Origin of the sequence: Paracoccus sp. 08 (genome assembly GCF_024105395.1) — a bacterium.
GTDB lineage: Bacteria > Pseudomonadota > Alphaproteobacteria > Rhodobacterales > Rhodobacteraceae > Paracoccus > Paracoccus marcusii.
In genome coordinates this window covers 12674-38165 of record NZ_WEKR01000022.1, presented here as the reverse complement: position 1 = coordinate 38165, position 25492 = coordinate 12674, and the positions used below count along the sequence as shown (strand labels likewise).

Sequence of the window (25492 nt, the reverse complement as noted above, 5' to 3'; positions counted from 1 at the left end):
GGCGGGCGGATGGGCTCTTCACCCATGACGGGCAGATCACCAAATCGCCCATCCGCGCGCTGACGCTGGCCGCGCTGGCCCCCCGCGCGGGAGAGGTTCTTTGGGATATCGGCGGCGGTTCGGGCTCGGTCGCGGTGGAATGGGCGCTGGCCGGGGGTCGCGCCGTGACGGTCGAGCCGCGCGCGGACCGCATCGCCACCATCCGCGCCAATATCGATGCCTTCGGCCTGGGCGGGCGGATCACGGTGATCGAAGGGTCGGCGCCCGAGGCGCTGCCCTCCGACACCCCCGATGCGATCTTTGTCGGCGGCGGCGCGTCGCAGGCGGTGCTCGAGGCGCTGTGGGCCCGCCTGCCCCCCGGCGCGCGGCTGGTCGCCAATGCCGTGACGCTGGAGACGGAATCGCTGCTAACCCGCTGGCACGCGGATCACGGCGGCCGGCTGCTGCGCATCGACATCGCCGAGGCCGCCCCCCTGGGCCGAATGCGCGGCTGGACCCCCGCCCGCCCGATCGTGCAATGGAGCGTCACATGCGGATCGCCGGAATAGGCTGCCGCCCCGGCACCCCCCTGCCCGCCCTGCTGGCCGCGCTGGAGGCCGCGGGCGGTGCTGACGCGCTGGCCACCATCCCCGAACGCGCGGCCGAACTGCGTCCGCTGGCTGATGCACACAGCCTGCCGCTGCATCTGGTCGCCGTGGCGGGCATCGCCACGCCGACGCAATCGCCCCGAATCCTGGCCGCCTTCGGCACCGGATCGGTGGCCGAGGCCGCCGCCATTGGGGCGGGCGGCCGCCTGACCCATCCGCGCAGGACCTTCGGTCCCGTCACCATCGCCATCGCAGAGGTTCCATGACCGTCCATTTCATCGGCGCAGGCCCCGGCGCGCCCGACCTGATCACCCTGCGCGGGCGCGACCTGATCGCGGCCTGCCCGGTCTGCCTCTATGCCGGGTCGCTGGTGCCTGCCGCGCTGTTGGCCCATTGCCCGCCCGGTGCGCGGATGGTGAACACCGCGCCCCTGTCGCTGGACCAGATCGTGGAGGAGATCGCCACCGCCCATGCGGCGGGCCAGGACGTGGCGCGGCTGCATTCGGGCGATCTGTCGGTCTGGTCCGCGATGGGGGAACAGATCCGCCGCCTGCGGGCGCTGGACATCCCCTTCGATGTGACGCCCGGCGTGCCCAGCTTTGCCGCCGCCGCCGCTGCGCTGCAGACCGAACTGACCCTGCCGGGCCTTGCGCAATCCGTGGTGCTGACCCGCACGCCGGGGCGCGCCTCGACCATGCCCGAGGGCGAGACGCTGGCGGCCTTTGCCGCGACCGGGGCGACGCTGGCGATCCACCTGTCGATCCACGCGCTGGATCGGGTGGTGGCCGATCTGACCCCGCATTACGGCCCTAATTGCCCGGTGGCGGTGGTTTGGCGGGCCAGCTGGCCGGACCAGCGGGTGATCCGCGCGACGCTGGCCACCGTGCACGCGCAGGGCATCGACCGGACCGCGCTGATCCTGGTCGGGCCCGCGCTGGCGGGCGAGGGGTTCGAAGACAGCCGTCTTTACGCCGCCGATTACGACCGCCGCTATCGCCCCGTGGGCGACGCGCCGAGGTTTCCGGAATGACGCGCCCCCTGACGCCGGGCCTGATGATCTCGGCCCCCGCATCGGGGACGGGCAAGACCATGCTGATGCTGGGCCTGCTGACCGCTTTGCGCAGGCAGGGGCTCACGGTGCAGCCCTTCAAGTCGGGGCCCGACTACATCGATCCGGGGTTTCACTTCGCGGCCTCGGGGCGGGCCAGCTTCAACCTGGATGCCTGGGCGATGGAGCCGGGGCGGCTGATCGCCCATGCGACCGGCCAGCCGCCCGCCGACCTGGTCCTGGCCGAGGGGTCGATGGGCCTGTTCGACGGGGTGGCGACGGCGGGGGAAACCGGCATCGGCTCCAGCGCCGAAATCGCCCAGATGATGGGCTGGCCCGTGGTGCTGATCCTGGATGTCAGCGGGCAGGCACAGTCGGCGGCGGCCACGGCGCGGGGCTTTGCCACGCTGCGCCCCGACCTGCCCTTTGCGGGGGTGGTGCTGAACCGCGTGGCCTCGCCGCGCCATGACCGGCTGATCCGTGAGGGGATGACGCAGGCGGGCATCCGGGTGCTGGGCAGCCTGCCGCGGCAGGGCAACATCACCCTGCCCGAACGCCATCTGGGCCTGATCCAGGCCGAGGAGACCGCGGGCCTGCAGGCCATCCTGGACCATGCGGGCGATTTCATCGCCGCGCATTGCGACCTGGAGGCGATCATCGCCGCCGCCGCCCATCGCGCCCTGCCCGAGGCCGCCGCGCCGCGTCCGCTGACGCCCCCCGGCGGGCGGATCGCGCTGGCCCGCGACGCGGCCTTCAGCTTCGTCTATCCGCATGTGCTGGAGGCGTGGCGGCGCGCGGGGGCCACGATCCTGCCGTTCTCGCCACTGGCGGATCAGGGGCCGGATGACAGCGCCGACTGCTGCTGGCTGCCGGGGGGATACCCGGAGTTGCACGCGCCCCGGCTGGCCGCCTGCGACGGGTTCCGCACGGCCATGCACCGCTTTGCGGGAACGCGGCCGGTGCATGGGGAATGCGGGGGATACATGGCGCTTGGGGCAGGTCTGGTGGACGCTGCTGGAAAGCGACACCAGATGTTGGGGCTTCTGCGGCTGGAGACCAGCTATGCCAAGCGCCGCATGCATCTGGGATACCGCCGCGCCGATCCGCTGACGGCCCTGCCGGGACTGGGTCGCACGGCGCTGCGGGGGCATGAATTCCACTATGCCTCGATCCTGTCCCAGCCCGATGCGCCCTTGGCGCGCGTGACCGACGCGACCGGCGCCGCGGTGGAGGAAACCGGCAGCCACCGGACGATGTCCGGGGGCGGGCATGTGACCGGCACGTTCTTTCACCTGATCGCCCCGGCCGCGACTTGACGCAGGCCCTGCGATCCCGTCTATCTGACCCTCTGAATGGTGCCCGTCAGGCGTGAAACGCCGGGCTTCATCGGGAACGGGGAAGGGTGGACCCAATCGCGGCACCCGAAGCCCCGGCCGCCCCCGCGACTGTATGCGGAGAGCGCGCGTCACCCATGCCACTGGAGCGATCCGGGAAGGCCGACGCCGCGCCCGGACCCGCAAGCCAGGAAACCGGCCATGTCAGGCAACCCCATGCCGTCGGGTGGACGGCCACAGGAGGATGACATGCATATCGAAGAGGGCGTCGTCACCGGCGCCAAGCTGATACTGGGCTATGCCACGGCCGCCACGGCCGGGCTTTACGCGCTGAGGCTGGCGGCCCAGGCCCTGCGCGCGCAGGGCGGGGCGTCGCTGGCGGCGCGCGGGGCGCTGGCGACGGCCGCGACCTTCGTGTTCTTCCAGGTCCTGCCCACCGCGCCCGTGGGCGTGTCCGAGGTGCACCTAATCCTGGGATCGACGCTGTTCCTGATCCTGGGCGCGGCGCCGGCGGCGATCGGGCTGGCCCTGGGCCTGCTGATCCAGGGACTGTTCTTCGCGCCGTTCGATCTGCCGCAATACGGGATGAACGTGACCACACTGCTGGTGCCGCTATTCGCGCTGCAGGCGGTGGCGCGGCGGGTGATTGCGCCGGACACCGCCTATGTGGACCTGCGCTATGGTCAGGCGCTGGCGTTGTCGGCGGCCTATCAGGGGGGCATCGTGGCCTGGGTCGCGTTCTGGGCGTTCTATGGTCAGGGCGCCGGTGCGACGGCGGGGGTCCTGTCCTTCGGCGCGGCCTATCTGCTGGTCATCGTGGTCGAGCCGCTGGTCGATCTGGCCGCGCTGGCGGGCGCCAAGGCGGCGCGCGGCCTGCGCGGCAGCGGGCTGGTGACGCCCCGGCTCTACGCATGATCGATCTGGTGCTGATCGGGGCCGGCACGGGCCATCCCGACCACCTGACCCTGCAGGGCGTCCGCGCCCTGCAGGAGGCCGATCTGGTCCTGATCCCCCGCAAGGGCGCCGGGAAGGAGGATCTGGCCCATCTGCGCCGCGCGATGCTGGACCGCCACCGCCCCGGCGGCGCCGTGGCCCAGATCGACCTGCCGGTGCGCGATGCAAACCTGCCCTATCTGGAGGCCGTCGACCAATGGCATGATGCCATCGCGCAAGCTTGGGCGGCGGCCGTCGCGGCGGCGCTGCCGCAGGGCGGGACGGTGGCGATGCTGGTCTGGGGCGACCCGTCGCTCTATGACAGCAGCCTGCGCATTGCCGCGCGTCTGGACTGGCGCGCACGGGTGATCCCGGGAATCACCGCGATCCAGGCCCTGTGCGCTGCCCATGCCATTCCGCTGAACGCCCTGGGATCCGAGGTGCGGATCACCACCGGGCGGCGGCTGCGCGACGCGGGCTTTCCCGGCGACGCCGAACGGGTCGTGGTGATGCTGGACGGCACCTGCGCCTTTGCGACGCTGCCCCCGCAGGGCCTGCGGATCTGGTGGGGCGCCTATCTGGGCATGCCCGAACAGCTGCTGGAGGCGGGCCCCTTGACCGAGGCCGGACCGCGGATCGAGGCGGCACGCGCCGCCGCCCGGGCCGCGCATGGCTGGATCATGGATTGCTATCTGCTGGCCCGCGACGATGCAGCGTGACCGGCGCGCGGGACGTCAGGATGTCAGGCGGGTCGCGTCGTTGATCGTGCAGTCCCATGTCAGCCCGCCGTTCCGACCGGATGCGGGAAGCCCATGCCCCTCCAGCCACTTGACCTGACCGTCAGGCAGACGGATGCGCCAGCGATGGTGCCATGGGATCATTCCAGCGGCAGAGTTTCCGAACGATGCGCGGGCCAGCGGATAATCCTCGACCATGCAGAAGGCGAAGACATCGCCGAACCGCGCCATGTATTCGGCGGCCGGGATGCCCCAGATCTGCTGCGTCTCCGCGGTCGCGGCGTCGATCGTCTCGGTCCCATCGGGGGCATGGTGATAGGTCAGGACCGCGCTGGCAGGCTGTGGCAGGGCCGAGGCGCCGCCCGGTTCCTGACCGATGGCGGTCCGCATCCGTTCGAACAGGACCATCGTCTTGATCTGCGTCGAGACACCTTCCGCGAAAGCCTGCAGCACCTCGACATTGGCCGAGGTCCAGTCCCGCGGCCTGCTTTCGGCCACGCAGAGGGCGGCGATGGCCCTGCCCGTCTCGTCCTTGACCGGCACGCCCAGATAGGCGACCACGCCGAACCTGCCGATTGCCAGATGCCCGCTGAACCGCGGGTCGATCCGGGCATCCGCGATGACCAGCGGCGCGGAATTCGCGACGACGATCCGACAGAAGGAATAGGCAAGCGACGTGACGCGATCCTCGTCCGCGGTCAGCATCAGGCCCGCCTCGGCCTTGAAGAACTGGCGGTCGTTCGCCTCGTCGATGATCGTCAGCAGGCTGGCCTGGCAGGAGAATATCCGCCGCGCCTGCTCGACGACGCGGTCGAAGACTGGCGTCCGCGTCGGACGCAGCACGCCGTTTTCGTAAAGACGGATCAGGCCCGAATCGGTCGGCGGAACGTCCATTCCGGACATGTGCCGTCGCGGGGTGCCATCTGCGGCGGCGGACCCGGCGCCAGGGTCACCCGCACTTTTCCAGTTCAAGGTCATGACCGAATTCTTTCGATACCCGGACTGCGACGACAATGACCGCCGCGGCCAGGGGTAAGGCATGGGTCCGCGGGACGATCCGCGGATATGGGGAATTTGCGCAAAATCAAGGTTACACACTGTAAGGTTTAGTTTGACACGAAATCACTGTGCCCAATACTTCTTAATACACCTTTAAGATGTGCTTTTTGCTTAGTCTGCAAAACTTCGGATCGGCGTTCTCGAATTTTGGAGCATATGAACCATCATGACACAGGAAATTTTTCCGACGATCTTGGCCGTCATCGCCCTTTCGGCGACGGCGCCCTTGGCGCAGACGGTGACGACGGACAGCTTTGACGTCCGGATCACCATCGTCGCCGAATGCGAGATCACCTCGACCGAGACGCTGGATTTCGGGACCCAGGGCGTGCTTGGCACGGATGTCGATGCCACGGCCACGATGGAGGTCACCTGCACCGACACCACCCCCTATGACATCGGCCTGAACGAAGGGCTGGGCGCAGGGGCCACGACCAGCGTGCGCCAGATGACGTCGGGCGGAGAGACGATCGCCTATGCCCTGTTCCAGGACGCCGGGCGGGTGACGAACTGGGGCAATGCCGTAGGCGCGGACACCCAGCCCGCGACGGGGACGGGCGACGCGCAATCCTTCACGGTCTTCGGCCGGGTCCTGGCACAGGCGACGCCTGCCCCCGGAACCTATACCGATACCGTCACGGTGACCGTCACCTACTGAAAGGCCAGACCATGCGTGGATTTCTTGCAGGCGGCCTTCTGGCCGTGTCGATGTCGCTTGGCCTGGCGGTCGGAGCCGCGGCGCAGGGGTTGAGGGTCTCTCCGGTGCTGCTGGAGGTTCCGGCGCCCGGGGCGGCGACCACCCTGACCCTGCGCAACGACGGCAGCCGGCCGATCACCGTCCAGTCGCGCGTCTTCCGCTGGCTGCAGCCCGGCGCCCAAGACAGCCTGGAACGCAGCGCGGATGTCGTGGTCAGCCCGCCCGCGATCCAGCTTGCACCCGGCGCGACGCAGACGATCCGCGTCGTCCGTGTCGCGCGCACCCCGGTCAGCGGAGAGGAGGCCTATCGCGTCGTCCTGAACGAGATCCCGGACCAGTCGCGCAGACAGGCGGGCGCCGTGGCCTTTGCCACCGAACTGCGCATCCCGGTGTTCTTCGCCGATGCCGGGGTGCGGTCCGCCGATGTCCGCTGGTCGCTGCGCCGATCGGGGGGCGCGACACATCTGGTGGCCCAGAACACCGGGGACAGCCGCCTGCGCATCGCCGACGTCACGCTGAGCGCGCCGAACGGCGCCACGGTGCGCCATCCCGGCCTGCTGGGATACGTGCTGGGCGGATCGTCGATGGAATGGCCGATCGCGCCGGCGGGGCATCTGGGCGGTTCGGCGCGGCTGTCGGCCGCGACCAACCTGGGGGCGCTGGACGTCGATGTCCCCATGCGCTGAGCGCATCGGCCGAGGGTGGCTGGTCATGACCGTTCTTGCGTCGCTGTGCTGCGGACCGGCGGGGGCCCAGGACATCCCGCCACCCGAGGCGGGGCAGGACCTGTACCTGGACGTGTTCGTGAACGGCCAGCCCAGGAACCTGATCGCCCGCTTCACCGACGTGGGCGACGGCGTCCTCAGCGCGGATGCCGAGGACCTGCGCACCAGCGGCATCCTGGCCGGTGATGCCGTGACCGGAGAGGTCAGGCTGGACCAGATCCCCGGCCTTGGCTGGCGCCTGGTCGCGCCCGACCAGACGATCCGCTTCATCGTCCCGCCCGACATCGCAGCGCCCCACGAACTTGACGCCGGTACCCTGGCAGAGGACACCCCGCCCGGCAACGATGCCGGACCCGCGGTCGATCAGGGCTATGGCGTGGTGCTGAACTATGGGCTGAACGTCGAGACCTGGCGCGGCGATGCGGGGGCCGGCGGCCAGCTGGTCTCGGGCAGCGTCGACGGGCGGCTGTTCATGCCCCTGGGGGTGCTGAACCACGCATTCGTCGTCGCGCCGGACGGGGACGGATCGCATCGGTACCGACGGCTGGAGACCAGCTGGCGCAGTTCGTTCCCCGGGCGCGCGATGCAGGTCCAGGTCGGGGACATCGCGTCACGCGGTCCCTCCTGGGCCAGGCCGGTCCGCATGGGCGGCGCCATGGTCGAGCGCAATTTCGGCCTGCAGCCCGATCTGGTCACGATCCCGCTGGCCGGGTTCGAGGGCAGTGCCGCCCTGCCCTCGACGGTCGAGGTCTTCTCGGATTCGATCCGGGCCTATTCCGCCGAGGTGCACGCCGGCCCGTTCAGCATCCGCGACCTGCCCTTGACCGGGGGGTCGGGGGTGGCGCGCGTCGTCGTGCGCGACGTGACGGGCCGCGAGACGCAGGTCGATCTGCCCTTCCTGATGTCGGACCTGCTGCTGAAACCGGGGCTTGCCGATTTCGCGCTGTCCGTGGGGCGGCCCAGGCTGGGCATCGGCACGCCAGGCGATCGCTATGGCGACGACATCTTCGGCGTGGGCACGCTGCGCTATGGCGTGACCGACGCGCTGACCCTGTCGGCCCATGCCGAAGGGGGGCGCGGCCTGCAGGTGGCGGGGGCGGGGGCGGTGGTCCGGATCGGCCATCTGGGCACGGCCAGCCTTGGCCTGGCCGGCAGCCGGTCCGACAGGGGCCGCGGCGCGCTGCTGGATCTGTCGTCCAGCCTGTCGATCGGGTCCGCCGCCCTGTCAGGCCGCCTGATGCGGACCCAGGGGCGGTTCGATGACGTCGCCGCCGTGTCGGCCACCCCGCGGGGCGCGCGCACCGACCGATACGACTTTCCCCACCAGTTCGCCCAGGTCAGCCTGTCGATGCCGCTGGACAGCCGGATCGGCAGCGGCGCCAGCCTGTTTCTTTCCGACATCCGTGCGCCCGGCCCGGTCGCCCGTGAAACCGCCCTGGGCCTGTCCTTCAGCCGGAGGCTGTGGGGCGACAGCAGCGTGACGCTGAGCGCGACATCGCTGCGCGGATCGCGGCGCGACACGACCGCGGGGGTCCAGCTGCAGATCCCCCTGGGAACCCGGCATTATGCCGGGATGCAGTCCGAACGCCGCCAGGTCGGATGGCGTCACTATGCGCAGATCAGCGGCCAAAGCGCGGGCGACATCCCGCGCTGGAACTGGCGGGTGCAGGCGGACCAGGGGGACGGGCGCTCGATCCGGGCCAATGCGGGATACGAGAACCAGCTGGGTCGGGTCGAGGTCGCGGCGCGCAGCCAGTCGGGCGCCCAGGCCGTGGGCCTGCGGGTCGACGGAGCGATCGTCGCGTCGGGCGGCGGCGTCTTCCTATCGCGCCCGGTCCAGGACGCCTTTGCCGTCGTCGATGCCGGCGCCCCCGGGGTCGAGGTCAGCGCCGAAAATCGCACCGTCGGCCGCACCGGGCGGTCGGGCCGCATCCTGGTTCCCGACCTGCGCGCCTACGAGGGCAACGCGATCTCCATCGACCCGCTTGGGCTGCCGCTGGATGCGGCCGCCGATGCCACGCAGCGGGTCGTCCGCCCGGCCCACCGGTCGGGGGCGACGGTCACCTTCGGCGTGCAGACCAGCACGCGCGAGGCGCTGATCGGGCTGGTCGACGGCCAGGGCCAGCCGCTGGAGGTCGGGGGACGGGTGGTGCTGAACGATGATGGCGGCGACAACCTGGTCGGATTTGATGGAGAGACGTTCCTGTCCGGCATGCAGGAGACCAACGTGATCGCGGTGTCCTATCCCGACGGGCGGCGCTGCCGCGCCGAGGTCGCCTATGTCGACGAACCCGGTGTGCTGACCCATCTGCAGAAGGTGCCCTGCCTATGACCCCTGCCCCCTTCCCGCGTGCCATCCTGCTGTTCCTGATCGCAGGCCTGCTGGCCCTTGGGTTGGCCGCTCCGGCCCGGGCGCAAAGCTGCACCTTCTCGGCCAGCAACATCGTGCTGGGGCCCGTCGATGTCCTGGGCAGCAGCCCGACCACCGCCACGGGCAACATCGCGGTCAACTGCTCGACCTTCCTGGGGCTGCTGACCTCGATCACGGTGACGATCGAATTGGGCGGCGGTTCGGCTGGCCTGTTCGGCAGCCTGCGCCGCCTTGGGGGGCCGTCGGGCAGCAGCCTGGCCTATGACCTGTACCAGAACCCGACCCACACGACGATCTTCGGAGGAAGTCAGGGAACGCATGGCGGGCAGCCCGTGGTCCTGACGGGCAGCTCGGTCCTGTCGCTGCTGACGACGACGGGCATGAACGTGCCGGTCTATGCCCGCGTCCCCGGCGCGCAGAACGCGGCCGTGCCGGGTGCCTACAGCGCGACCTTTTCGCGTCAGCCGCTGGATGTCCGCGCCACGACCGAGACGTGCAGGCCGGTTCTGGGATGCGACACGCGCGTGACGGGCTTCACCTTTGCCGTGCAGGCCCAGGTCCGCCCGAACTGCCGCGTCGTCGCCGACGATCTGGACTTTGGTCAGCATGGCCTGCTGGACCGGCCGGTCGATGCGACCAGCCAGGTGCGCGTGACCTGCACCGCGGGAACCAGCTACAGCCTGGGGCTGGGTCACGGGTTGCAGGCGGCGGGGATCGGCGGCCGGCAGATGCGCGATCTGGCGGGACATCGCGTGGGCTATCAACTGTATCGCGATGCGGCCCGGACGCAGCCATGGGGGCTGATCGCGGACGGCCTGGCCACGACGGATGCGGGCACCGGGGTCTCGCGCGCCGTGACGGTCCATGGCCGCGTGCCCCCGCAGCCGACGCCCCCGCCCGGTGCCTATTCCGATACCGTCGTGGTCACGGTCACCTATTGATCTGTCCAAGGATCGGGCAGCGGCGAAAATCGGCTGATCTGGGCTGGCACGATGCAACCAAAGGATGAACGATGCAGTTTACCTGCGCCGACCGACAGTGCCCAGCCTTTGCGAAGACGGACATGCCATGCCCCGAATGATCCTGACCGACCCCGACACGCTGCAACCGCGGGCCATCGATTTTGACCGCGACACGGACTTTGAAACGCACGAAACGGTGGGTGGCCTGACCTCGCTGACGGTGCTGCATCGCAACCGCGCGACCACCTATCGGGTGGTCGAGACGGTCACGCAGATCCAGTTGCTGCGCAACGTCGCGCTGCGCTGACGCCTGTGAGCCGCGGCCGCCGCGACGCTAGTGGCGCGGCATTCCGGCGGGACGGGCGGCGCGTTTCTGCGCGGCGATGCGGAACGGGGCATTGGGCGCGCCATAGCCCGCATAGTTGCCCTGTCGCTGGACGATCTCAAGGAAGAAGCCGTCGGCGCGCGGTTCGCTGTACAGCTGGAAGAACTGTCCGCCCTCATCCTCGTCATACATGATCGATGCCGCCTGCATCCTGTCGACGAAGCCCTGATCAAGCCCGAACCGCGCCTGGATGTCGTCATAGTAGTTGGCGCCGATCCGCAGCGTGGCGAAACCGCGTTCCGCCAAGGCGGCGGCGGTGGCGAACAGGTCGTCGCTGGCAAAGGCCACATGCTGGACCGAGGCGCCGAAGCTGTCCTCGATGAACCGGCCGGCCAGGGTATGGCGCGCATCGGCCCCGTTCAGCGTCACCCGCAGCCCGCCCGACCGGACCGCCCGGCTGCGCACCAGCCCGTCGGGGTCCACGACATCGACCATGGGCGCCTTCTGCGCGTCGAAGATCGACGTGTAGAACAGCGACCAGCTGAGCATCTCGTCATAGGCCATGGTCTGGCCGATGTGGTCGATCCCGGTGATCCCGGCCCCGGCCTGCGCGGGCGTCGCGCGGAAATCGACCTGCCAGATGCCTGCCAAGTCCGACGTGGCATCCAGCAGGCGGATCACGTTGCCGCTGACGCCCCGGATCGCGGGAATCGCCAGCTGTCCCGGCGGCGTCTCCTGGACCAGCGGCCGCGCCAGAAGCGCGGTCGCGCGCTGATACGCGGCGCGGGCATCGGGGACCATCAGCGCGATTTCCGACACGGTCGTCCCGTGGGTCACGTACGCGCTGTGGGCAAAGCCCGAGGGGTCGGAATTGACCAGAACGTTCACGCCGCCCTGACGCCAGACCGTCACGGGCTTGGAGACATGCCGCCCCCCTGCCGCAAAGCCAAGGCTGGACAGCAGCGTCTCCAGCGTGGGGGCCTCGGCCGCGCTGGTGGCGAATTCGATGTATTCGATCCGCTCGACCGGGGCCGGGGCGGGAAAGCGCGGCAGGTCGGGGGCGGCGGCCGGTTCGACACGCCGCACCTGATCCATCAGCGCGATCAGGCTGCGATGCCCGTCCTTGGCCACCATGCGCGGCAGGCCCGACCGGAACTGGTCGTTGAAGATCTCAAGGCTCAGCGGTCCGGCATAGCCCGTCGCCGCGACCGCCTGCATGAAGCTGGTCACGTCCAGATCACCCTCGCCCGGCATGTTGCGATAATGCCGCGACCAGTACAGCAGGTCCATGTCGATGGCCGGCGCATCGGCCAGCTGCACAAAGAAGATCCGGTCGCCCGGAATGGCCCGGATGGAGGCCGGGTCGATCCGGCGCGCCAGCGTGTGGAAACTGTCCAGAATCAGGCCGACATTCGGGTGGTCGGCGCGGCGCACCACCTCCCAGGCGTCGCGGTGGTCGTTCACGAAGCGGCCCCAGCACAGCGCCTCGAAGCCCACGCGGATGCCGTGGCGGGCCGCCAGATCGCCCAGGTCGCGGAAATCGCGCGCCATGCGGTCGATGCCGCCGATGGCCGCCGGATGGACGGTCGAACAGACCAGCATCAGGTCGGTGCCCAGCTGGTTCATCAAGTCGAACTTGCGTTCGGCCCGGGCCAGTGCGCGGCTGCGATGCGGTTCGGGCAGGCCCTCGAAGTCGCGGAAAGGCTGGAACAGCGTGATCTCCAGCCCGTGGTCGCGGACCATGCGCCCGACCTCGGCCGGGGTGAAGTCCGAGGCCAGGAAATCCTGCTCGAAGATCTCGATGCCGTCGAACCCGGCCTCGGCGATGGCGGCCAGCTTGGCGGTCAGGCTGCCCGACAGCGACACGGTGGCGATCGAGGTCTTCATCGCGCGTCCCGCCCGGCCGCCAGATCGTCGCGCAGGCGCGCCTCGTCCAAGGGCAGGCCGGTGAAGATGGCCCAGGCATCCACGCCCTGCCCCACGAACAGCTCGTATCCCGAGATGACGTCCAGACCCGCCGCCCCCGCATCGCGCAGGAACGGCGTGTCGACCGGGGTATAGACCGCGTCGAAGACCCACTCCGCCCCCATCATCAGATCGGCGGGCAAGGGCGTGCCGCCATAGCCGACCATGCCGACGGGGGTGCAGTTGATCAGCCCCTGCGCGCCGGGCGCCAGCGCCGCCGCATCGGTGCCGGTCCGCACGACCAGCCCCGGCGCGGCGCGGCGCAGCGCATCGGCCAGGCCGTCGGCCTTGGCCGCGTCGCGATCGGCCAGCCGGATCTCGGTTGCGCCCAAGGCGATCAGGCCGAAGGCCACCGCGCGCCCCACACCGCCCGCGCCGATCATCAGCACGGCCCCCGGCGCCCGTTCGCCCCGCACGCGCCGATAGGCCGCGACAAAGCCGGAATAGTCGGTGTTGAAGCCGCGCGGCCCCTCCGGGTCGAACAGCACCGTGTTGCAGGCCTCGATCGCCCTGACCAGCGGATCGTCGATGCGCAGCCGGCCCGCCACGACCTCCTTGTAGGGATAAGTGACGTTGATGCCGCGATAGCCCCCCGCCGCGCAGCGGGCGAACAGGGCGTCGAAGTCCAGCCCCTCGACCGCGGGGATCAGGCTTTCATAGCGCACCCGGCGCCCGTTCTGCAGGCCTGCCAGACGGTGCAGGCGGGGCGACTGCGAGGCCGCGATGTTGTCGCCGATCAGGCCCAGCAGGATCGTGTCGGTCATGGTCAGGTCTTTCATTGCTCAGGCCTTGCGGGCGCGCCGCCGGGCCCACCACGGCGTGTTGGTGACAAGGATCATCACGACCGCAAGGAACAGGCACAGCGACAGCGGGCTGGTGAAGATGCCCATCATCATCGCGCCGAAATCCTCGCGCTCGCTGATGATGGCCCGGCGCCAGTTGTCGTCCAGAAGCCGCGACAGGATCACCCCCAGGATGATGGGCGCCAGCGGATAGCCGTAGAGGCGCATGAAATAGCCCAGCACGCCAAAGCCCAGCATCCAGTAGACATCCGTCAGGCTGTTGTTGACCGCATAGGCGCCGACGATCGACAGCACCATGATGACCGGCAGCAGGACCGTGCGCGGCAGTTCGACGATGCGCACGAACAGGCGGATCCCGGTCAGACCGAAGATCAGCATGAACACGTTGGCCAGCGCCAGCGAGCTGACGATGAACCAGAACATGTCGGGCTGTTCGATCATCAGCATCGGGCCGGGGTTCAGGCCGTGGATGAACAGCGCGCCGATCATGATCGCAGTGACCGCGTCGCCCGGGATGCCAAGCGTCAGCATGGGGATGAACGCCCCGCCCACGGCGGCGTTGTTGGCGGTCTCGGGGGCGACCAGCCCTTCGATGGCGCCCTTGCCGAAGGAGGTCTCGGGGTTGCGGGTGACGCGCTTGGCGTGGTCATAGGCCATCAGCGCGGCGATGTCGCCGCCGGTGCCCGGCAGGGCCCCCACGACCGTGCCGATGGTCGAGGTCTGCAGGCCAAGCGGCAGGTGCCGACGCACCTTGGACCAGCTGGGGATGATGCCGGTGATCTTCTGACGCACGGCCGGGGTGTGGATGCTGTGCAGCTGGATCAACGCCTCGGACACGCCGAAAAGGCCGATCATCACCGCCACGAACGAGATCCCGCCCCGCAGTTCGGAGATGCCGAAGACGAACCGGTCCTGGATGGTCAGCGGGTCCATGCCCACCGCGCCCACGCCGATGCCCAGGGCGCCCGCAAAGATGCCCTTGACCAGGCTGTCGCCCGACAGCGATCCGACCAGCAGGATGCCCATGATCGCCAGCAGCATGAAGTCGCGCGGCTGGAACCCGATGGCGAAATCCGACAGCAGCGGGGCAAAGGCGCCCAGGGCGAAGATGCCGATGAAGCCGCCGATGAACGAGACCACGGTCACGATGCCGATCGCCTCTCCGGCGCGGCCCTGCTGGGCCATGGGAAATCCGTCCAGGGCGGTGGCGATGGCCGATGGTGCGCCGGGGATGTTCAGCAGGATCGCGGTGCGCGACCCGCCATAGACGCCGCCCATGTAGATGCCGATCATCAGCGCCAGCGCCGGATAGACCTCCCATGAGAAGGTGAACGAGATCAGGATCGACACGGCCATCGTCACCGACAGGCCGGGGATCGCGCCGACATAGATGCCCGCGAAGGTCCCCACGGCGATCAGCATCAGCAGGTCAAGATTGACGATCGGGATCAGCAGGTTCGACAGGATGTCCATGATGCGCCCTCAGAACAGCGACGTGATGGCAGAGACGATGCGTCCCTCGGGGATGATGCCCTGGGGCATCAGGACGGCGAAGATCAGGCGGAAGATGATCCAGATCACGAAGATGGTGCCCACCGACACGGCCAGGCAGAAGCCCCATCCGCGCCGCGACAGAAAGCGGATCATCACCAGCAGGAACAGCACCGAGGTCGGCAGGAAGCCAAGCGGCCGCAGCAGCACCGCATAAGCGGCGATCATCGCGATGGTCACGATCACGATCAGCGGCAGGATGTCGGCGGCCATGGTCTGCCCGCCGCCCGTGCCCTTGCGCAGCGTCTGGACCAGGATGATGATCGCGCAGACCGCCATGATCGCGGTGGTGGCCATCGGCACCGCGCCGGGGGCCGAAAGCGCCTCGAAGCCCGAGATGCCGTAGGCGGAATAGAGCAGGCCGAAGCTGGCCAGCATGACGGCGATGTTGAAGACAAGTTCGCCCGGACGACGTTTGGGGGTCGGTTCCATGGATGGGTCCCTCCGTCGGACCTGTGACTTGCGCGGACCTTGGGATGCCGCCCCGGTCGGACGGGGCGGCGATGATCGGGACGGATCAGGGACGGCTGATGCCGAAATCCTCGGGCGAGTTCTTGGCGATCTCGGCGTCGTACAGGATCCAGGCGGTCTGGCTCTGCCAGCCGTCCAGGAACTCCTGGGCTTCGGCGCCGGTCAGCGACAGCATGCGGAAGCCGCGTCCCTCCATCATCGACAGGAAGTCGGCGTTCTGCGTGGCCTGGCCATAGGCGTCGGTCAGCTTGGCCACGATGTCTTCGGGGGTGCCCGCCTTGACGAAGATGCCGAAGAACGGACCCCAGGGCAGCAGGTCGGCGAATTCCGGGTTCGTGTCGGTGATCGCCGGGACGTCGGGCAGCTGCGACACGCCCTCGGTGTCGAAGATCGCGATGGCCTTGAGGTTGCCGGCCCGCACCGGCTCCAGCGCGGCGCCCAGCACGGCGGGCATCACGTCGATCGCCCCGCCCTGCAGCGCGGTCAGCGCCGGGCCGTCGCCGTCATAGGGCACGGCGGTCACCTCGATCGGGGTCTTGTCGTTGATCATCGCCGTGACCACAGACGGCAGGCCGCCCGGCCCGGTCGAACCGAAACGGACCTCTCCCGGGTTCTCGTTGATATAGGCGATCATCTCGGGGAAGGTGTCGAAGGGCGCATCGGGCTGGGCGACCAGGATGGGGATGCCGCGCGCGATGACGTTGATCGGCACGAAGTCCGAATAGTCCTTCTCTCCCAGGCCCATGACCTTGTAGAGCAGCGGGTTCTCGGCCCCGAACAGCAGGGTATAGCCGTCGGCATCTGCGCGGTCGGCCTGGTTCAGGCCGATGGCCCCGACCCCGCCGGTCACGTTCTGCAGGATCACCTTGGCGCCCAGGATCTCCTCGGCATGCGGCGTCACCGAACGGCTGACCGTGTCGGTCGACCCGCCGGCACCCCACTGGATGATGCCCTGGATGTCGCGTTCGGGGTATTCGGCCATCGCAGGCATCGCCAGACCCAGCACCACGGCCGCGCCGTAAACAAAATGTCGCATCGTTCCTCCCTCAGATCAGCGCCCATCCTCCTGGGCCGTCGCCCATGCATCTCAGATCGCAGGGCTAACCGCAAATACCGATTGAACGCGGAACGTAACCTGACGTTAATCGGCGGGCTGGTCCCACCTCTCGCGTGCCCGCGCCCGGCCCAGTTCGCGGCGGAACAGGGTCACGGTCTGTTCGGCAAAGCTGGACAGCTGGCGCCCCCGTTTCTGCACCGACCAGGCGGTGATCGTCGCGGGCTCGACAAGCGGCCGGCGGACCAGCCCGGCCATGTACACCTCGGCCACCGAGAATTCGTCGATGACCGCGACGCCCAGGCCGTGGCGCACCAGGCTGACGATGGTCTGGGCGAACCGCCCGCGCATCGCGTGACGCGGGGTCAGGCCGGCATCGTCGAAGGGCCGCGCCAGGGTCTTGCCATAGGGGTCGGACGGATCGACGCCGATGAACGGATACTGGACCAGATCGTGGATCGACACGGCCAGCTTCCGCGCCAGCACGTGCCCTTCGGGCATGATGGCCACGATCCGGCCCTCGCCGATGGGGGTGCACTGGATGCCGGGGTTGTCCAGGTGCGACGACATGATCACCACCTCGCCCTTTTCCAGCAGCAGATAGTCCAGCGTCTCCTCGATCTTGAGGATGTCCAGGTCGATGTCCAGATCGGGGAACCGCTGTCGCAGCCCGCGGATGACCCGCGCCGCGATGAATTGCGCGATCGAGGGCGCGGATGCGAAGGACAGCGTGAACTGATGCCCCTTCTGAAGCGCGCTGACCGCGACGTTCAGGTTGTCCATCTGCCGGTGGACCTGCTCCAGCATGGCAAAGATCGCATGCGCCTCGGTCGCGGGGACGAAGATCCCGGCCTTGCGTTCGAACAGCCGGATGCCAAGGCCGCTTTCGGTATGCTTGATCAGCCGGCTGATCCCGGGTGCGGACACGTTCAACAGATCGGCGGCGCCCTGGATCGTGCCGGCGATCATGACGGCGCGCACGACCTCGACCTGGCGCAGGGTAAGCTCTCTCATCGCTTATGCTTCGGGCGGAAAGGCGCGCATTGCAAGGTTCCGATCGCGCCCCGCGCCGGTCGCCCTCACGGCTGCAGCGACACGCTGATGGTGCCGTCGGCCTCCAGGATGACGAAGCGGACCTCGGCGATGTCGCGCGCCCCGGCCGACCGGACGACGCCCATGATCTCGTCCTCGGTCAGCCGCTGCTGGGTCATCGTGGCGCTGCAGAACCGGCCGTCGCGGGCCAGCAGGCTCGGCTCGGATCGGATCAGCCGGGCGAAGGTGGCGGAATGGACCGACCCATAGGTGACGATGAACTGCAGCAGCAGAAGAAGGCCGATCGCCGTGGCCCCTTCGGCCAGCGCGATGGATTCCTGCAGCAGGATGCTGGCCAGGATCGAGCCCAGAGCGACCGTCACCACGAAGTCAAAGGCGTTCAGCTTGGCAAGGCTGCGGTTGCCGGCGATGCGCAGAAAAGCCACCAGCACGACATAGGCCAAGGTGCCGACAAGCAGCGTGCGCACGATGCCTTCCCAGCCCTGAAAGAACATTGCGCCCCAATCCATCCGATCCCCTCCGTCATCACGTTGCAGGGTCCAACGTGGGGGGAACGGATCGGTTCGCCTTGGGCCGATGCCCGTCGGACATCTGCCCGGCTAGGTGAACCCGGCAGGCCGGTCGGGGCGTTGTCCTGATGTCCCGTCCGAAACCCAAAGGCAGCACCCCCATGACCCGTCATTCGCCCGCACAGGACCCCGAAAGCCTCGATCGGTTCGTCGCCGCGCAGGACCGCGTCTATGCCGTCGCGCTGTCCGAACTGGAGCGGGGCCGCAAGGAAAGCCACTGGATGTGGTTCATCTTTCCGCAGCTGCGCGGATTGGGACAGTCGGCGATGTCCCACCTGTACGGCATAGCGGACCGCGACGAGGCACGGCGGTACCTGGCGCACCCGCTGCTTGGTCCGCGCCTGATCGCCTGCGCGCAGGCCGTTCTGAACCATGACGACCGGTCGGCCGAGGCGATCTTTGGCACCATAGACGCGGGCAAGCTGCGGTCGTCGGCCACGCTGTTCGCCGTCGATGGCCCCGCGGTCTTCACGACGATTCTGGACACCTTCTTCGACGGTCGGCCCTGCCCCGTGACGGCGCGCCGCCTGCACGCCTAGTCACGCGACCGCGTGACCCGACGGGCGCAGCAGGTGCAGGATAAAGACGCGCATGTTGGTGCGCGCGGCCTCGATGTCGGACGATCCGGGGTTCCAGCGGGCCAGATCGCCCAACAGCATCTTGCTGGCCACCCCATAGGCAAAGGTGTGCGCGACAGAAACGAAGGTCACCAGGTCCTGGTCCCGCGCGATCAGGCCGGATGCCTGCGCCCGCTGCAGCAGCCTGATCATCAATTCGTGGATCGACGCCTCATATCGCATCAGGCGTTCGTTGCCTTCGAAATTGCCGGCGGGCATCGACCCGACGATCCGGAACTCGCGGGGATGGCGATGCGCCCATTCGACATAGCCGTTCGCGATGGCCAGGAACTGCGCGACCGGATCGTCGCGGCGGGCGGCCGCGACACAGTCGATCAGCGTCTGGTTCAGCACCATCATCGCGCTTTCGGCCATCGCGACCAGCAGATGCTGGATGCTGGGAAACAGCTGGTCGATCCGGTCCCGGCACACGCCCATGTGGTCGGCGATCTCCTGGATCGACGGGACCGCGCCGTTGCGCGCCGCAAGCTCTGTCAGCGCCTCGATGGCGTTCGCATAGACGTTGCCACGCAGGGTCGTCCCGGTCATCGCAGCCTCTGTGTCCTGTCCGTCATCGCAGCATCGCGAACCGCATTTGGTCTGCGCAACTGCAAGCAGAGTTGGCCGCATTTCGCAAGAGGCGGCAGCGGCATTCGCGACACCTGACCACCCGCCGCCGACAGGACATGACCCGCGGCGGGCGCCCGTCACGCGCCGACGAATTCGCGCACGAAGGCGGTGGCAGGGCGGGTGCGGATGTCCTGGGGCTTTCCGATCTGCTCGATCCGGCCCATGGACATGACGACGACCAGATCGGCCAGCGCCATCGCCTCGTCCTGGTCATGCGTGACGAAGACGGTGGTCAGCCCGGTCTCGTCATGGATGTCGCGCAGACCCTGGCGCAGCTCCTTGCGGACCTTGGCGTCCAGCGCGCCGAACGGCTCGTCCAGAAGCAGCATGCGCGGCTCGATCGCCAGGGCGCGAGCCAGGGCCACGCGCTGGCGCTGCCCGCCCGACAGCTGGGTCGGATAGCGGTCGGCGATCTGGGGCAGCTGGATCAGGTCCAGCAGCTTCAGCACCCGCCGCTCGATCTCGGCCTTGGGGGGGCGGCTGGCGCGGGGCCGGGCGCGCAGGCCATAGGCGATGTTCTCGAAGACGGTCATGTGCCGGAACAGGGCATAGGACTGGAACACGAAGCCCGCGCGCCGGTCCTGGACGGTCATGCCGGTGGCGTCCTGGCCGTTGAACAGCACCCGCCCCGAGGTCGGGAACTCCAGCCCGCCCAGGATGCGCAAGAGCGTCGTCTTGCCCGAACCCGACGGCCCCAGAAGCGCCACCAGCGCGCCCGAGGGGATGGACAGCGACACCGGATGCAACGCGGTGGTGGTCCCGAATTCCTTGGCGATCTCGTCGATCTGGATATGCATGGGTTGTCCTTCCCTAATGGCGGCGGGTGGCCGACAACGCGTCGGCATGGCGCAGTTCCAGCGCGGTCTTGAGCATCAGCGTCAGCAGCGCGAACCCCGTCAGCAGCGCCGCCATGGAAAACGCCGCAACCGACAGGTATTCGTTGTAGAACATCTCGATGGTGATCGGCATGGTCGCGGTCTGGCCGCGGATCTTGCCCGACACGACCGCGACCGCACCGAATTCGCCCATCGCGCGGGCGGTGCACAAAAGCGTGCCGTACAGCAGCGCCCACCGGATGTTGGGCAGCGTCACCGTGCGGAACACCCGCCAGCCCGATGCGCCAAGCGTCAGCGCGGCCTCCTCCTCGGCGCGGCCCTGCTCGATCATCACGGGGATCAGTTCGCGCGCGACGAAGGGAAAGGTCACGAAGACCGTGGCCAGCACGATGCCCGGCACCGCGAACACGATCGGATAGCCGCTGGCCACCAGCCAGCCGCCAAGCGCGGAATTGGCGCCGAACAGCAGCACGATGCACAGGCCGGCCACGACCGGGCTGATGCTGAACGGCAGGTCGATCAGCGTGATCAGGAAGGCCTTGCCGCGAAAGTCGAACTTGGTGACGAACCAGGCGGCCGCGATGCCGAAGACCGCGTTCAGCGGCACGGCGATGGCGGTGATCAGCAGCGTCAGGCGGATCGCGGATTGCGCGTCGCGGCTGGCCAGGCTTGCGACCGCGGCGGCCCAACCCCGCGACAGGGCCTCGGCAAAGACGATGACCAGCGGGGCGCCGACAAGCAGGGCCAGGCCCCCCACGGCGACGGCGATCAGTGCCCACCGGGCGGCGGGTGATTCCTCGGTCGCGCGGCGGAAGGGGTGGGTGGCGTCAGACATGACCGATCCTCCGGCGTGACCAGATCTGGATGAGGTTGATCGCCAGCAGCATGGAAAAGCTGATGCACAGCATCGCCAGGCCGATGGCGGCGGCGGCACCGTAATTGTACTCCTCCAGCTGGATCACGATCAGCAGGGGGGCGATCTCGGTGCGCAGCGGGATGTTGCCCGCGATGAAGATGACCGATCCGTATTCGCCGACCGCGCGGGCCAGCGACAGCGCGAAGCCGGTCAGCGCCGCGGGCATCAGCATCGGCGCGATCACATGGCGCAGGGTGTGCCAGCGCGACGCGCCGAGCGTGGCGGAGGCCTCCTCGACCTCGGTCTCGATCTCCTCGATCACCGGCTGGACGGTGCGGGTCACGAAGGGCAAGCCCACGAAGACCAAAGCCAGCCAGATCCCCCATTGCGTATAGGCGATGCGCCAGCCCAGATCACCGGCCATGCTGCCAAGCACTCCGTTCGGCGCGTAAAGCGCGGTCAACGCGATGCCCGCCACCGCGGTGGGCAGTGCGAAGGGCAGATCCACCGCCGCATCGACGATGCGCCGGCCCGGAAAGCGGTAGCGGACCAGAACCCAGGCCAGGATTACCCCGAAGATCAGGTTGAAGCAGGCCGCCAAGAAGGACAGCCGGAAGGACAGCCACAGCGCCGCCCAGACCCGCTCGCGGTTGATCGTGTCCCACACGGCCGCCGGGCCGAAGGCCGCGCCCTGCCACAGCAGCGCGCCGATGGGCAGGAACACCACCAGCGTCAGCATGAACAGGGTGATCCCGGCCGACAGGCCGAGACCGGGCATCGCCGTGCGGCTGATGAGGGGTCGACCGCTCATTTCGCCACATAGATCTGGTCGAAGATGCCGCCATCGCCGAAATGCTGGGGCTGCAGCTTGGCCCAACCGCCCAAGTCGTCGATGGTGACCAGCTCCAGCTTGGGGAAGCGGGCGACATCCGCGGGGTCGGCGGCGCTGGCGTCCCACGCGCGGTAATAGTGCTTGAAGGCCAAGGCCTGCCCTTCAGGGGTATAGAGGTAGTCCAGATAGGCGCTGGCCAGGTCACGCTGCGCGTCGTCCGCGATGTTGCCATCGACCAAGGCCACCGGCGGTTCGGCCAGGATCGACAGGCTGGGCACGACGATGTCGAACTGATCCTCGCCCAGTTCGGCCAGCGCCAAATAGGCCTCGTTCTCCCAAGCCAGCAGCACGTCGCCGATGCCGCGCTGTGCAAAGGTCGTGGTCGAGCCGCGCGCGCCGGTGTCAAGGACGGGCACGTTGGCAAAGATCTGGCCCACGAACGCGGCCGGATCGCGGCCGTTCTTCTGGGCCCATGCCCAGGCCGCCAGATAGTTCCAGCGCGCCCCGCCCGACGTCTTGGGGTTGGGTGTGATCACCTCGACCCCCTCGGCGGTCAGGTCGCCCCAATCCTGGATGCCCTTGGGATTGCCGTCGCGCACCAGGAACACGATGGTCGAGGTATAGGGGCTGGAATTGTGCGGCAGCCGCGACTGCCAGTCGGCCGGCAGCTTTCCGGCGGCGGCGATCTGGTCGATGTCGCTGGCCAGCGCCAGCGTCACCACCTGCGCGTTCAGGCCGTCGATCACGGATCGTGCCTGCGCGCCCGACCCGCCGTGGCTGGTCTCGATGGTCGGGGCATCATGGCCCTGGGCCTGCCAATGGGCGGCAAAGGCCTGATTGACGTCGCGATAGAGCTCGCGCGTGGGGTCATAGCTGACGTTCAGCAGATCCTGCGCATGGGCGGCGGGGGCCAGCAGCAGCAGTGACAGGATGGCGGGGCGCAAAAACATGAAGGTCCTCGTGATGTGCAAAGGTCAGATGCCGGTGGGCGTCAGACGGCCGGTCGGCCACCAGCCCGGCGCGGTGCGCCGGGTCTGGGGGGCCGTGGCCGCGTCCGGGCCGGCGGTCTGCGCGGGGGTGCTGGATGCGATCGGGGTCATGGGCCGGCCTGTCCGGGTCAGCGGGCGCTGGCGGGCAGCGGCTGGATGCGGGCATCCCACAGGCGGGCGTCGCGACCGGCCAGCAGTTCGGCCGCGGCGCCGTGGGGGTCGCGGCTCAGCGCGACCAGGGCCGCGCCGTTCACGCGGTGCGGGCGGCCGGTGCGGCGGTCGATCAGCGTCACGGCGCACAGCGCCGGGCGGCCATGGGTCAGGGGGTGGGTCGAGGTCATCGGGTCATCCCTTTCGGTTCGGGCCACGTGCGGCGCTGCGATACCTTAATAACGACAGGGATACTCGTGTTTAGCAAAGGAAGAATCACGCCTATTTCGGTCGTGAAAAGAGATGATTATTCTCCGGAATTGCCCGATCGCGGTCGGCTCAGGCGGTCGCGCTGTCCTGCAGCACCGCCTGCGCCACGTCGGGCGTGCCCAGCATGTCAGCCAGGCTGAGGGATTCAATCAGGATGAGATAGGACCAGAACACCTCCGAGAACACGCGACGCAGGCGGCAGCTGGCCTCGTCGGTGCAGTCCTCGCAGCGCTGATAGGCACGCCGCGACAGGCACGGCAGGGGCGCGATCGGTCCGTCGATCAGCCGCAGCAGCTCCGAGATCGACACGTCCTCGGGGCGCTTGATCAGCGTGTACCCCCCCGACCGTCCACGGATCGAGGCCACGACACCGGCATTGCGCACCTCCAGCAGGATCTGCTCCAGGAACCGCTTGGGGGTGCCCGACCGCCTGGCAATGACTTCGATCGTCAGCGGCTCGGGACGCGGGCTGCGCGCCTCGTCGCCCAAAACCAGCAGGGCCTTCAGCGCGTATTTCATCTTTTGCGTGATCATGACCCTGCCCCGGACTGCGTTGCTGTCCACCGGATATAAGGCGGATCGCGCCCTGCGAAAAGAAAAGACGACCCGGCGGCGTGGTTTTTATTCGGCATGTCTGCGCCGGGATCACCCGGTCATCGCTAATAACGACAATCACGCTAGACTTTATATTCTATTGCGGCATGCTGACGGCGAAAGGAATCGCATGATGACCCAGATCCCTCCCCTGGACCTGATCGACCGCAAGATCGTCGCCTTGCTGATGGCAGACGCCACCACGCCCATCGCGCAGATTGCCGACAGGGTGGGCCTGTCCCAGACCCCCTGCTGGAAGCGCATTCAGAAGCTGGAGGCGAACGGCGTGCTGACCCGGCGCGTGGCGCTGGCCGATCCGGCGATGCTGGGATTCGGCCTGACCGTCTTCGTCGGCATCGAGGCGCCAGACCACGGCACGGAATGGCGCGCGGCCTTTGCCCGCGCCATCGACGCCCTGCCCGAGGTCATGGAAGCCTGGCGGATGGCCGGCGACATCGACTATCTGCTGCGCGTGGCGGTGCCGGACATGGCCGCCTATGACCGCTTCTACAGGGCGCTGACCGACGCCGTGGCGATCAAGAACGTCACATCGCAATTCGCGATGGAACGGCTGCGCCACACCACCGCCTATCCCGTCAACACCCGCGACCGATAGAACCCTGTTCCCTTTTCGGGGTGATCTTTGGAATCGCAATACACGACCATCCTTGTAGTCTTATGCGAGATAAGAGGAGACATCCGATGACCAAGACCCTGATCGTCCCCGGCCTCGACGGCTCTCCTGCGCCGCACTGGCAGGACTGGTGGGCGCGCACCGATCCCAACGCGATGCTGCTGGACATGGGTGACACGGGCCGTCCCGTCCGCGAGGTCTGGGAGGCCACGCTGGCCGTCCACATCATGGCCCATCCCGACAGCATCCTGGTCGGCCATTCGCTTGGCGCGGTGACCATCGCGCATCTGCTGGCCCGCTGGCCCGGGCTGCGGGTGCGCGCCGCGCTGCTGGTCGCGCCTGCCGATCCGGCCACCTCGGACCGCACCCGCGGTTTCGGTGCCCTGCCGCGCGAACGGTTCGACGTGCCTGCGACGCTGGTGGCAAGCCGCAACGACCCGTGGATGGCTTTCGACCACAGCCGACAGCTGGCGGCGCATTGGGGCGCGGACCTGCACGACATCGGCCATGCGGGCCATGTCAACGCGGCATCGGGCTTTGGCCCCTGGCCCGCGGGCAAGGCGCTGCGCGACGATCTGCTGGCGCGCACCGCGCGACCCGGGGTCCTGCGGCGCCTGTTCGGCGCACGCCCCGCCCCACTGTCCCTGCCCGCCCGACGGCTGGCCTGACCCCCATCACCGGACCCGAGATTGCCATGTTCGACATCCAGACCGAGGCCTATCTGCGCCGCACCCATCCCCGCGACACCAACCGTCCCGACCGCATCGTCCCCACGCTGATCGGTGCCAGCCTGGCCCTGTGGACGGGGCTGCTGATCGCGGCCCTCTAGGACCGCCCCCG

At 68.7% G+C, this 25492-nt stretch carries 31 protein-coding genes and 1 riboswitch; of the genes, 15 read left to right on the top strand and 16 right to left on the bottom strand.

Annotated elements, in window-relative coordinates; translation table 11 throughout:
- From cbiT to cobF, 6 genes are all read left to right on the top strand, one after another.
- Positions 1-548: precorrin-6Y C5,15-methyltransferase (decarboxylating) subunit CbiT (gene cbiT / locus GBO37_RS09635; protein WP_252928672.1), on the top strand; the 548-nt coding region annotated here is incomplete at its 5' end.
- Positions 530-853 carry a cobalamin biosynthesis protein gene (locus GBO37_RS09630; RefSeq protein ID WP_252928670.1) on the top strand — a complete coding sequence of 108 codons (324 nt, stop codon included), beginning with the start codon at positions 530-532 and terminating at the stop codon, positions 851-853. The genes cbiT and GBO37_RS09630, both read left to right, overlap by 19 nt.
- Positions 850-1617: a precorrin-4 C(11)-methyltransferase gene (gene cobM, locus GBO37_RS09625; RefSeq protein ID WP_252928668.1), complete on the top strand. Its 768-nt coding sequence runs from the start codon at positions 850-852 to the stop codon at positions 1615-1617. The genes GBO37_RS09630 and cobM overlap by 4 nt, the downstream gene beginning before the upstream one ends.
- Positions 1614-2951 (top strand): cobyrinate a,c-diamide synthase, encoded by a 1338-nt coding sequence (locus GBO37_RS09620; protein ID WP_252928666.1) that lies wholly within the window; start codon positions 1614-1616, stop codon positions 2949-2951. Before cobM ends, GBO37_RS09620 begins: the two co-directional genes overlap by 4 nt.
- A 20-nt stretch (positions 2952-2971) precedes the next feature.
- Positions 2972-3188, top strand: a riboswitch (cobalamin riboswitch).
- A gap of 30 nt (positions 3189-3218) precedes the next feature.
- Positions 3219-3884, top strand: a complete 666-nt coding sequence (locus GBO37_RS09615) for an energy-coupling factor ABC transporter permease (protein WP_252928663.1) — start codon at positions 3219-3221, stop codon at positions 3882-3884.
- A complete protein-coding gene (cobF, locus tag GBO37_RS09610) occupies positions 3881-4621 on the top strand; it encodes a precorrin-6A synthase (deacetylating) (protein WP_252928661.1) in 741 nt (246 codons plus the stop codon). Before GBO37_RS09615 ends, cobF begins: the two co-directional genes overlap by 4 nt.
- 15 nt (positions 4622-4636) lie before the next feature.
- Here cobF and GBO37_RS09605 read toward each other — a convergent pair whose 3' ends face one another.
- Positions 4637-5533 (bottom strand): GAF domain-containing protein, encoded by an 897-nt coding sequence (locus GBO37_RS09605; RefSeq protein ID WP_252928659.1) that lies wholly within the window; start codon positions 5531-5533, stop codon positions 4637-4639.
- 331 nt (positions 5534-5864) lie between these two features.
- Here GBO37_RS09605 and GBO37_RS09600 point away from each other — a divergent pair, with 331 nt between their 5' ends.
- From GBO37_RS09600 to GBO37_RS09580, 5 genes are all read left to right on the top strand, one after another.
- The gene (locus GBO37_RS09600; protein WP_046000628.1) at positions 5865-6356 is read left to right on the top strand and encodes a spore coat U domain-containing protein; all 492 of its coding nucleotides are present in this window, start codon (positions 5865-5867) and stop codon (positions 6354-6356) included.
- Between the two features lie 11 nt (positions 6357-6367).
- Positions 6368-7081, top strand: coding sequence for a molecular chaperone (locus GBO37_RS09595; RefSeq protein WP_148911128.1), 714 nt, complete (start codon positions 6368-6370; stop codon positions 7079-7081).
- A gap of 25 nt (positions 7082-7106) precedes the next feature.
- Positions 7107-9452 carry a fimbria/pilus outer membrane usher protein gene (locus GBO37_RS09590; protein ID WP_252928655.1) on the top strand — a complete coding sequence of 782 codons (2346 nt, stop codon included), beginning with the start codon at positions 7107-7109 and terminating at the stop codon, positions 9450-9452.
- On the top strand, positions 9449-10432 hold the full coding sequence (locus GBO37_RS09585) for a spore coat U domain-containing protein (RefSeq protein ID WP_252928652.1): 984 nt from the start codon (positions 9449-9451) through the stop codon (positions 10430-10432). The genes GBO37_RS09590 and GBO37_RS09585 overlap by 4 nt, the downstream gene beginning before the upstream one ends.
- A gap of 127 nt (positions 10433-10559) precedes the next feature.
- Positions 10560-10760 carry a hypothetical protein gene (locus GBO37_RS09580; protein ID WP_127897629.1) on the top strand — a complete coding sequence of 67 codons (201 nt, stop codon included), beginning with the start codon at positions 10560-10562 and terminating at the stop codon, positions 10758-10760.
- A gap of 27 nt (positions 10761-10787) precedes the next feature.
- Here GBO37_RS09580 and GBO37_RS09575 read toward each other — a convergent pair whose 3' ends face one another.
- The 7 genes from GBO37_RS09575 to GBO37_RS09545 all read right to left on the bottom strand — a co-directional run bounded on the left by GBO37_RS09575 (position 10788) and on the right by GBO37_RS09545 (position 18184).
- Complete coding sequence (locus tag GBO37_RS09575) at positions 10788-12665, bottom strand: bifunctional sugar phosphate isomerase/epimerase/4-hydroxyphenylpyruvate dioxygenase family protein (RefSeq protein WP_045982585.1); 1878 nt, start codon at positions 12663-12665, stop codon at positions 10788-10790.
- Positions 12662-13522: a shikimate dehydrogenase gene (locus GBO37_RS09570; protein WP_252928649.1), complete on the bottom strand. Its 861-nt coding sequence runs from the start codon at positions 13520-13522 to the stop codon at positions 12662-12664. The genes GBO37_RS09575 and GBO37_RS09570 overlap by 4 nt, the downstream gene beginning before the upstream one ends.
- 3 nt (positions 13523-13525) lie before the next feature.
- Positions 13526-15019 carry a tripartite tricarboxylate transporter permease gene (locus tag GBO37_RS09565; protein ID WP_252928645.1) on the bottom strand — a complete coding sequence of 498 codons (1494 nt, stop codon included), beginning with the start codon at positions 15017-15019 and terminating at the stop codon, positions 13526-13528.
- Between the two features lie 9 nt (positions 15020-15028).
- Positions 15029-15529: a tripartite tricarboxylate transporter TctB family protein gene (locus GBO37_RS09560; protein ID WP_252928643.1), complete on the bottom strand. Its 501-nt coding sequence runs from the start codon at positions 15527-15529 to the stop codon at positions 15029-15031.
- Positions 15530-15614: 85 nt separating this feature from the next.
- Positions 15615-16604 (bottom strand): tripartite tricarboxylate transporter substrate binding protein, encoded by a 990-nt coding sequence (locus GBO37_RS09555; protein ID WP_252928641.1) that lies wholly within the window; start codon positions 16602-16604, stop codon positions 15615-15617.
- Between the two features lie 105 nt (positions 16605-16709).
- Entirely contained in the window at positions 16710-17636 is a 927-nt protein-coding gene (locus GBO37_RS09550) for a LysR family transcriptional regulator (protein ID WP_045982581.1), read from the bottom strand.
- A gap of 65 nt (positions 17637-17701) precedes the next feature.
- Positions 17702-18184, bottom strand: coding sequence for a DUF421 domain-containing protein (locus tag GBO37_RS09545; RefSeq protein ID WP_252928638.1), 483 nt, complete (start codon positions 18182-18184; stop codon positions 17702-17704).
- 161 nt (positions 18185-18345) lie between these two features.
- Between GBO37_RS09545 and GBO37_RS09540 the strand changes: the two genes are divergently transcribed.
- A complete protein-coding gene (locus GBO37_RS09540; RefSeq protein ID WP_252928635.1) occupies positions 18346-18783 on the top strand; it encodes a DUF1810 domain-containing protein in 438 nt (145 codons plus the stop codon).
- Here GBO37_RS09540 and GBO37_RS09535 read toward each other — a convergent pair whose 3' ends face one another.
- From GBO37_RS09535 to GBO37_RS09505, 8 genes are all read right to left on the bottom strand, one after another.
- Positions 18784-19410 (bottom strand): TetR/AcrR family transcriptional regulator, encoded by a 627-nt coding sequence (locus tag GBO37_RS09535; RefSeq protein ID WP_127897622.1) that lies wholly within the window; start codon positions 19408-19410, stop codon positions 18784-18786. It lies immediately after the preceding gene.
- Between the two features lie 158 nt (positions 19411-19568).
- Positions 19569-20288 (bottom strand): sulfate/molybdate ABC transporter ATP-binding protein, encoded by a 720-nt coding sequence (locus GBO37_RS09530; protein ID WP_252928632.1) that lies wholly within the window; start codon positions 20286-20288, stop codon positions 19569-19571.
- A gap of 13 nt (positions 20289-20301) precedes the next feature.
- Entirely contained in the window at positions 20302-21162 is an 861-nt protein-coding gene (cysW, locus tag GBO37_RS09525; RefSeq protein WP_252928629.1) for a sulfate ABC transporter permease subunit CysW, read from the bottom strand.
- A complete protein-coding gene (gene cysT / locus GBO37_RS09520) occupies positions 21155-21994 on the bottom strand; it encodes a sulfate ABC transporter permease subunit CysT (protein WP_252928626.1) in 840 nt (279 codons plus the stop codon). Before cysT ends, cysW begins: the two co-directional genes overlap by 8 nt.
- A complete protein-coding gene (locus tag GBO37_RS09515; protein WP_252928623.1) occupies positions 21991-22965 on the bottom strand; it encodes a sulfate ABC transporter substrate-binding protein in 975 nt (324 codons plus the stop codon). Before GBO37_RS09515 ends, cysT begins: the two co-directional genes overlap by 4 nt.
- A gap of 24 nt (positions 22966-22989) precedes the next feature.
- The gene (locus GBO37_RS21460) at positions 22990-23115 is read right to left on the bottom strand and encodes a hypothetical protein (RefSeq protein ID WP_256480468.1); all 126 of its coding nucleotides are present in this window, start codon (positions 23113-23115) and stop codon (positions 22990-22992) included.
- A gap of 17 nt (positions 23116-23132) precedes the next feature.
- The gene (locus tag GBO37_RS09510; RefSeq protein ID WP_194886050.1) at positions 23133-23345 is read right to left on the bottom strand and encodes a hypothetical protein; all 213 of its coding nucleotides are present in this window, start codon (positions 23343-23345) and stop codon (positions 23133-23135) included.
- Positions 23346-23493: 148 nt separating this feature from the next.
- Positions 23494-23958: an Rrf2 family transcriptional regulator gene (locus GBO37_RS09505; RefSeq protein ID WP_252928622.1), complete on the bottom strand. Its 465-nt coding sequence runs from the start codon at positions 23956-23958 to the stop codon at positions 23494-23496.
- A 190-nt stretch (positions 23959-24148) separates the two neighbouring features.
- On the opposite strand from GBO37_RS09505, the gene GBO37_RS09500 reads away from it, so the two are divergent.
- The 3 genes from GBO37_RS09500 to GBO37_RS21455 all read left to right on the top strand — a co-directional run bounded on the left by GBO37_RS09500 (position 24149) and on the right by GBO37_RS21455 (position 25481).
- The gene (locus tag GBO37_RS09500; RefSeq protein ID WP_252928620.1) at positions 24149-24634 is read left to right on the top strand and encodes an Lrp/AsnC family transcriptional regulator; all 486 of its coding nucleotides are present in this window, start codon (positions 24149-24151) and stop codon (positions 24632-24634) included.
- An 86-nt stretch (positions 24635-24720) separates the two neighbouring features.
- A complete protein-coding gene (locus GBO37_RS09495; protein WP_127897616.1) occupies positions 24721-25320 on the top strand; it encodes an alpha/beta hydrolase in 600 nt (199 codons plus the stop codon).
- Positions 25321-25346: 26 nt separating this feature from the next.
- Entirely contained in the window at positions 25347-25481 is a 135-nt protein-coding gene (locus GBO37_RS21455) for a hypothetical protein (protein ID WP_256480465.1), read from the top strand.
- Positions 25482-25492 lie beyond the last annotated feature (11 nt).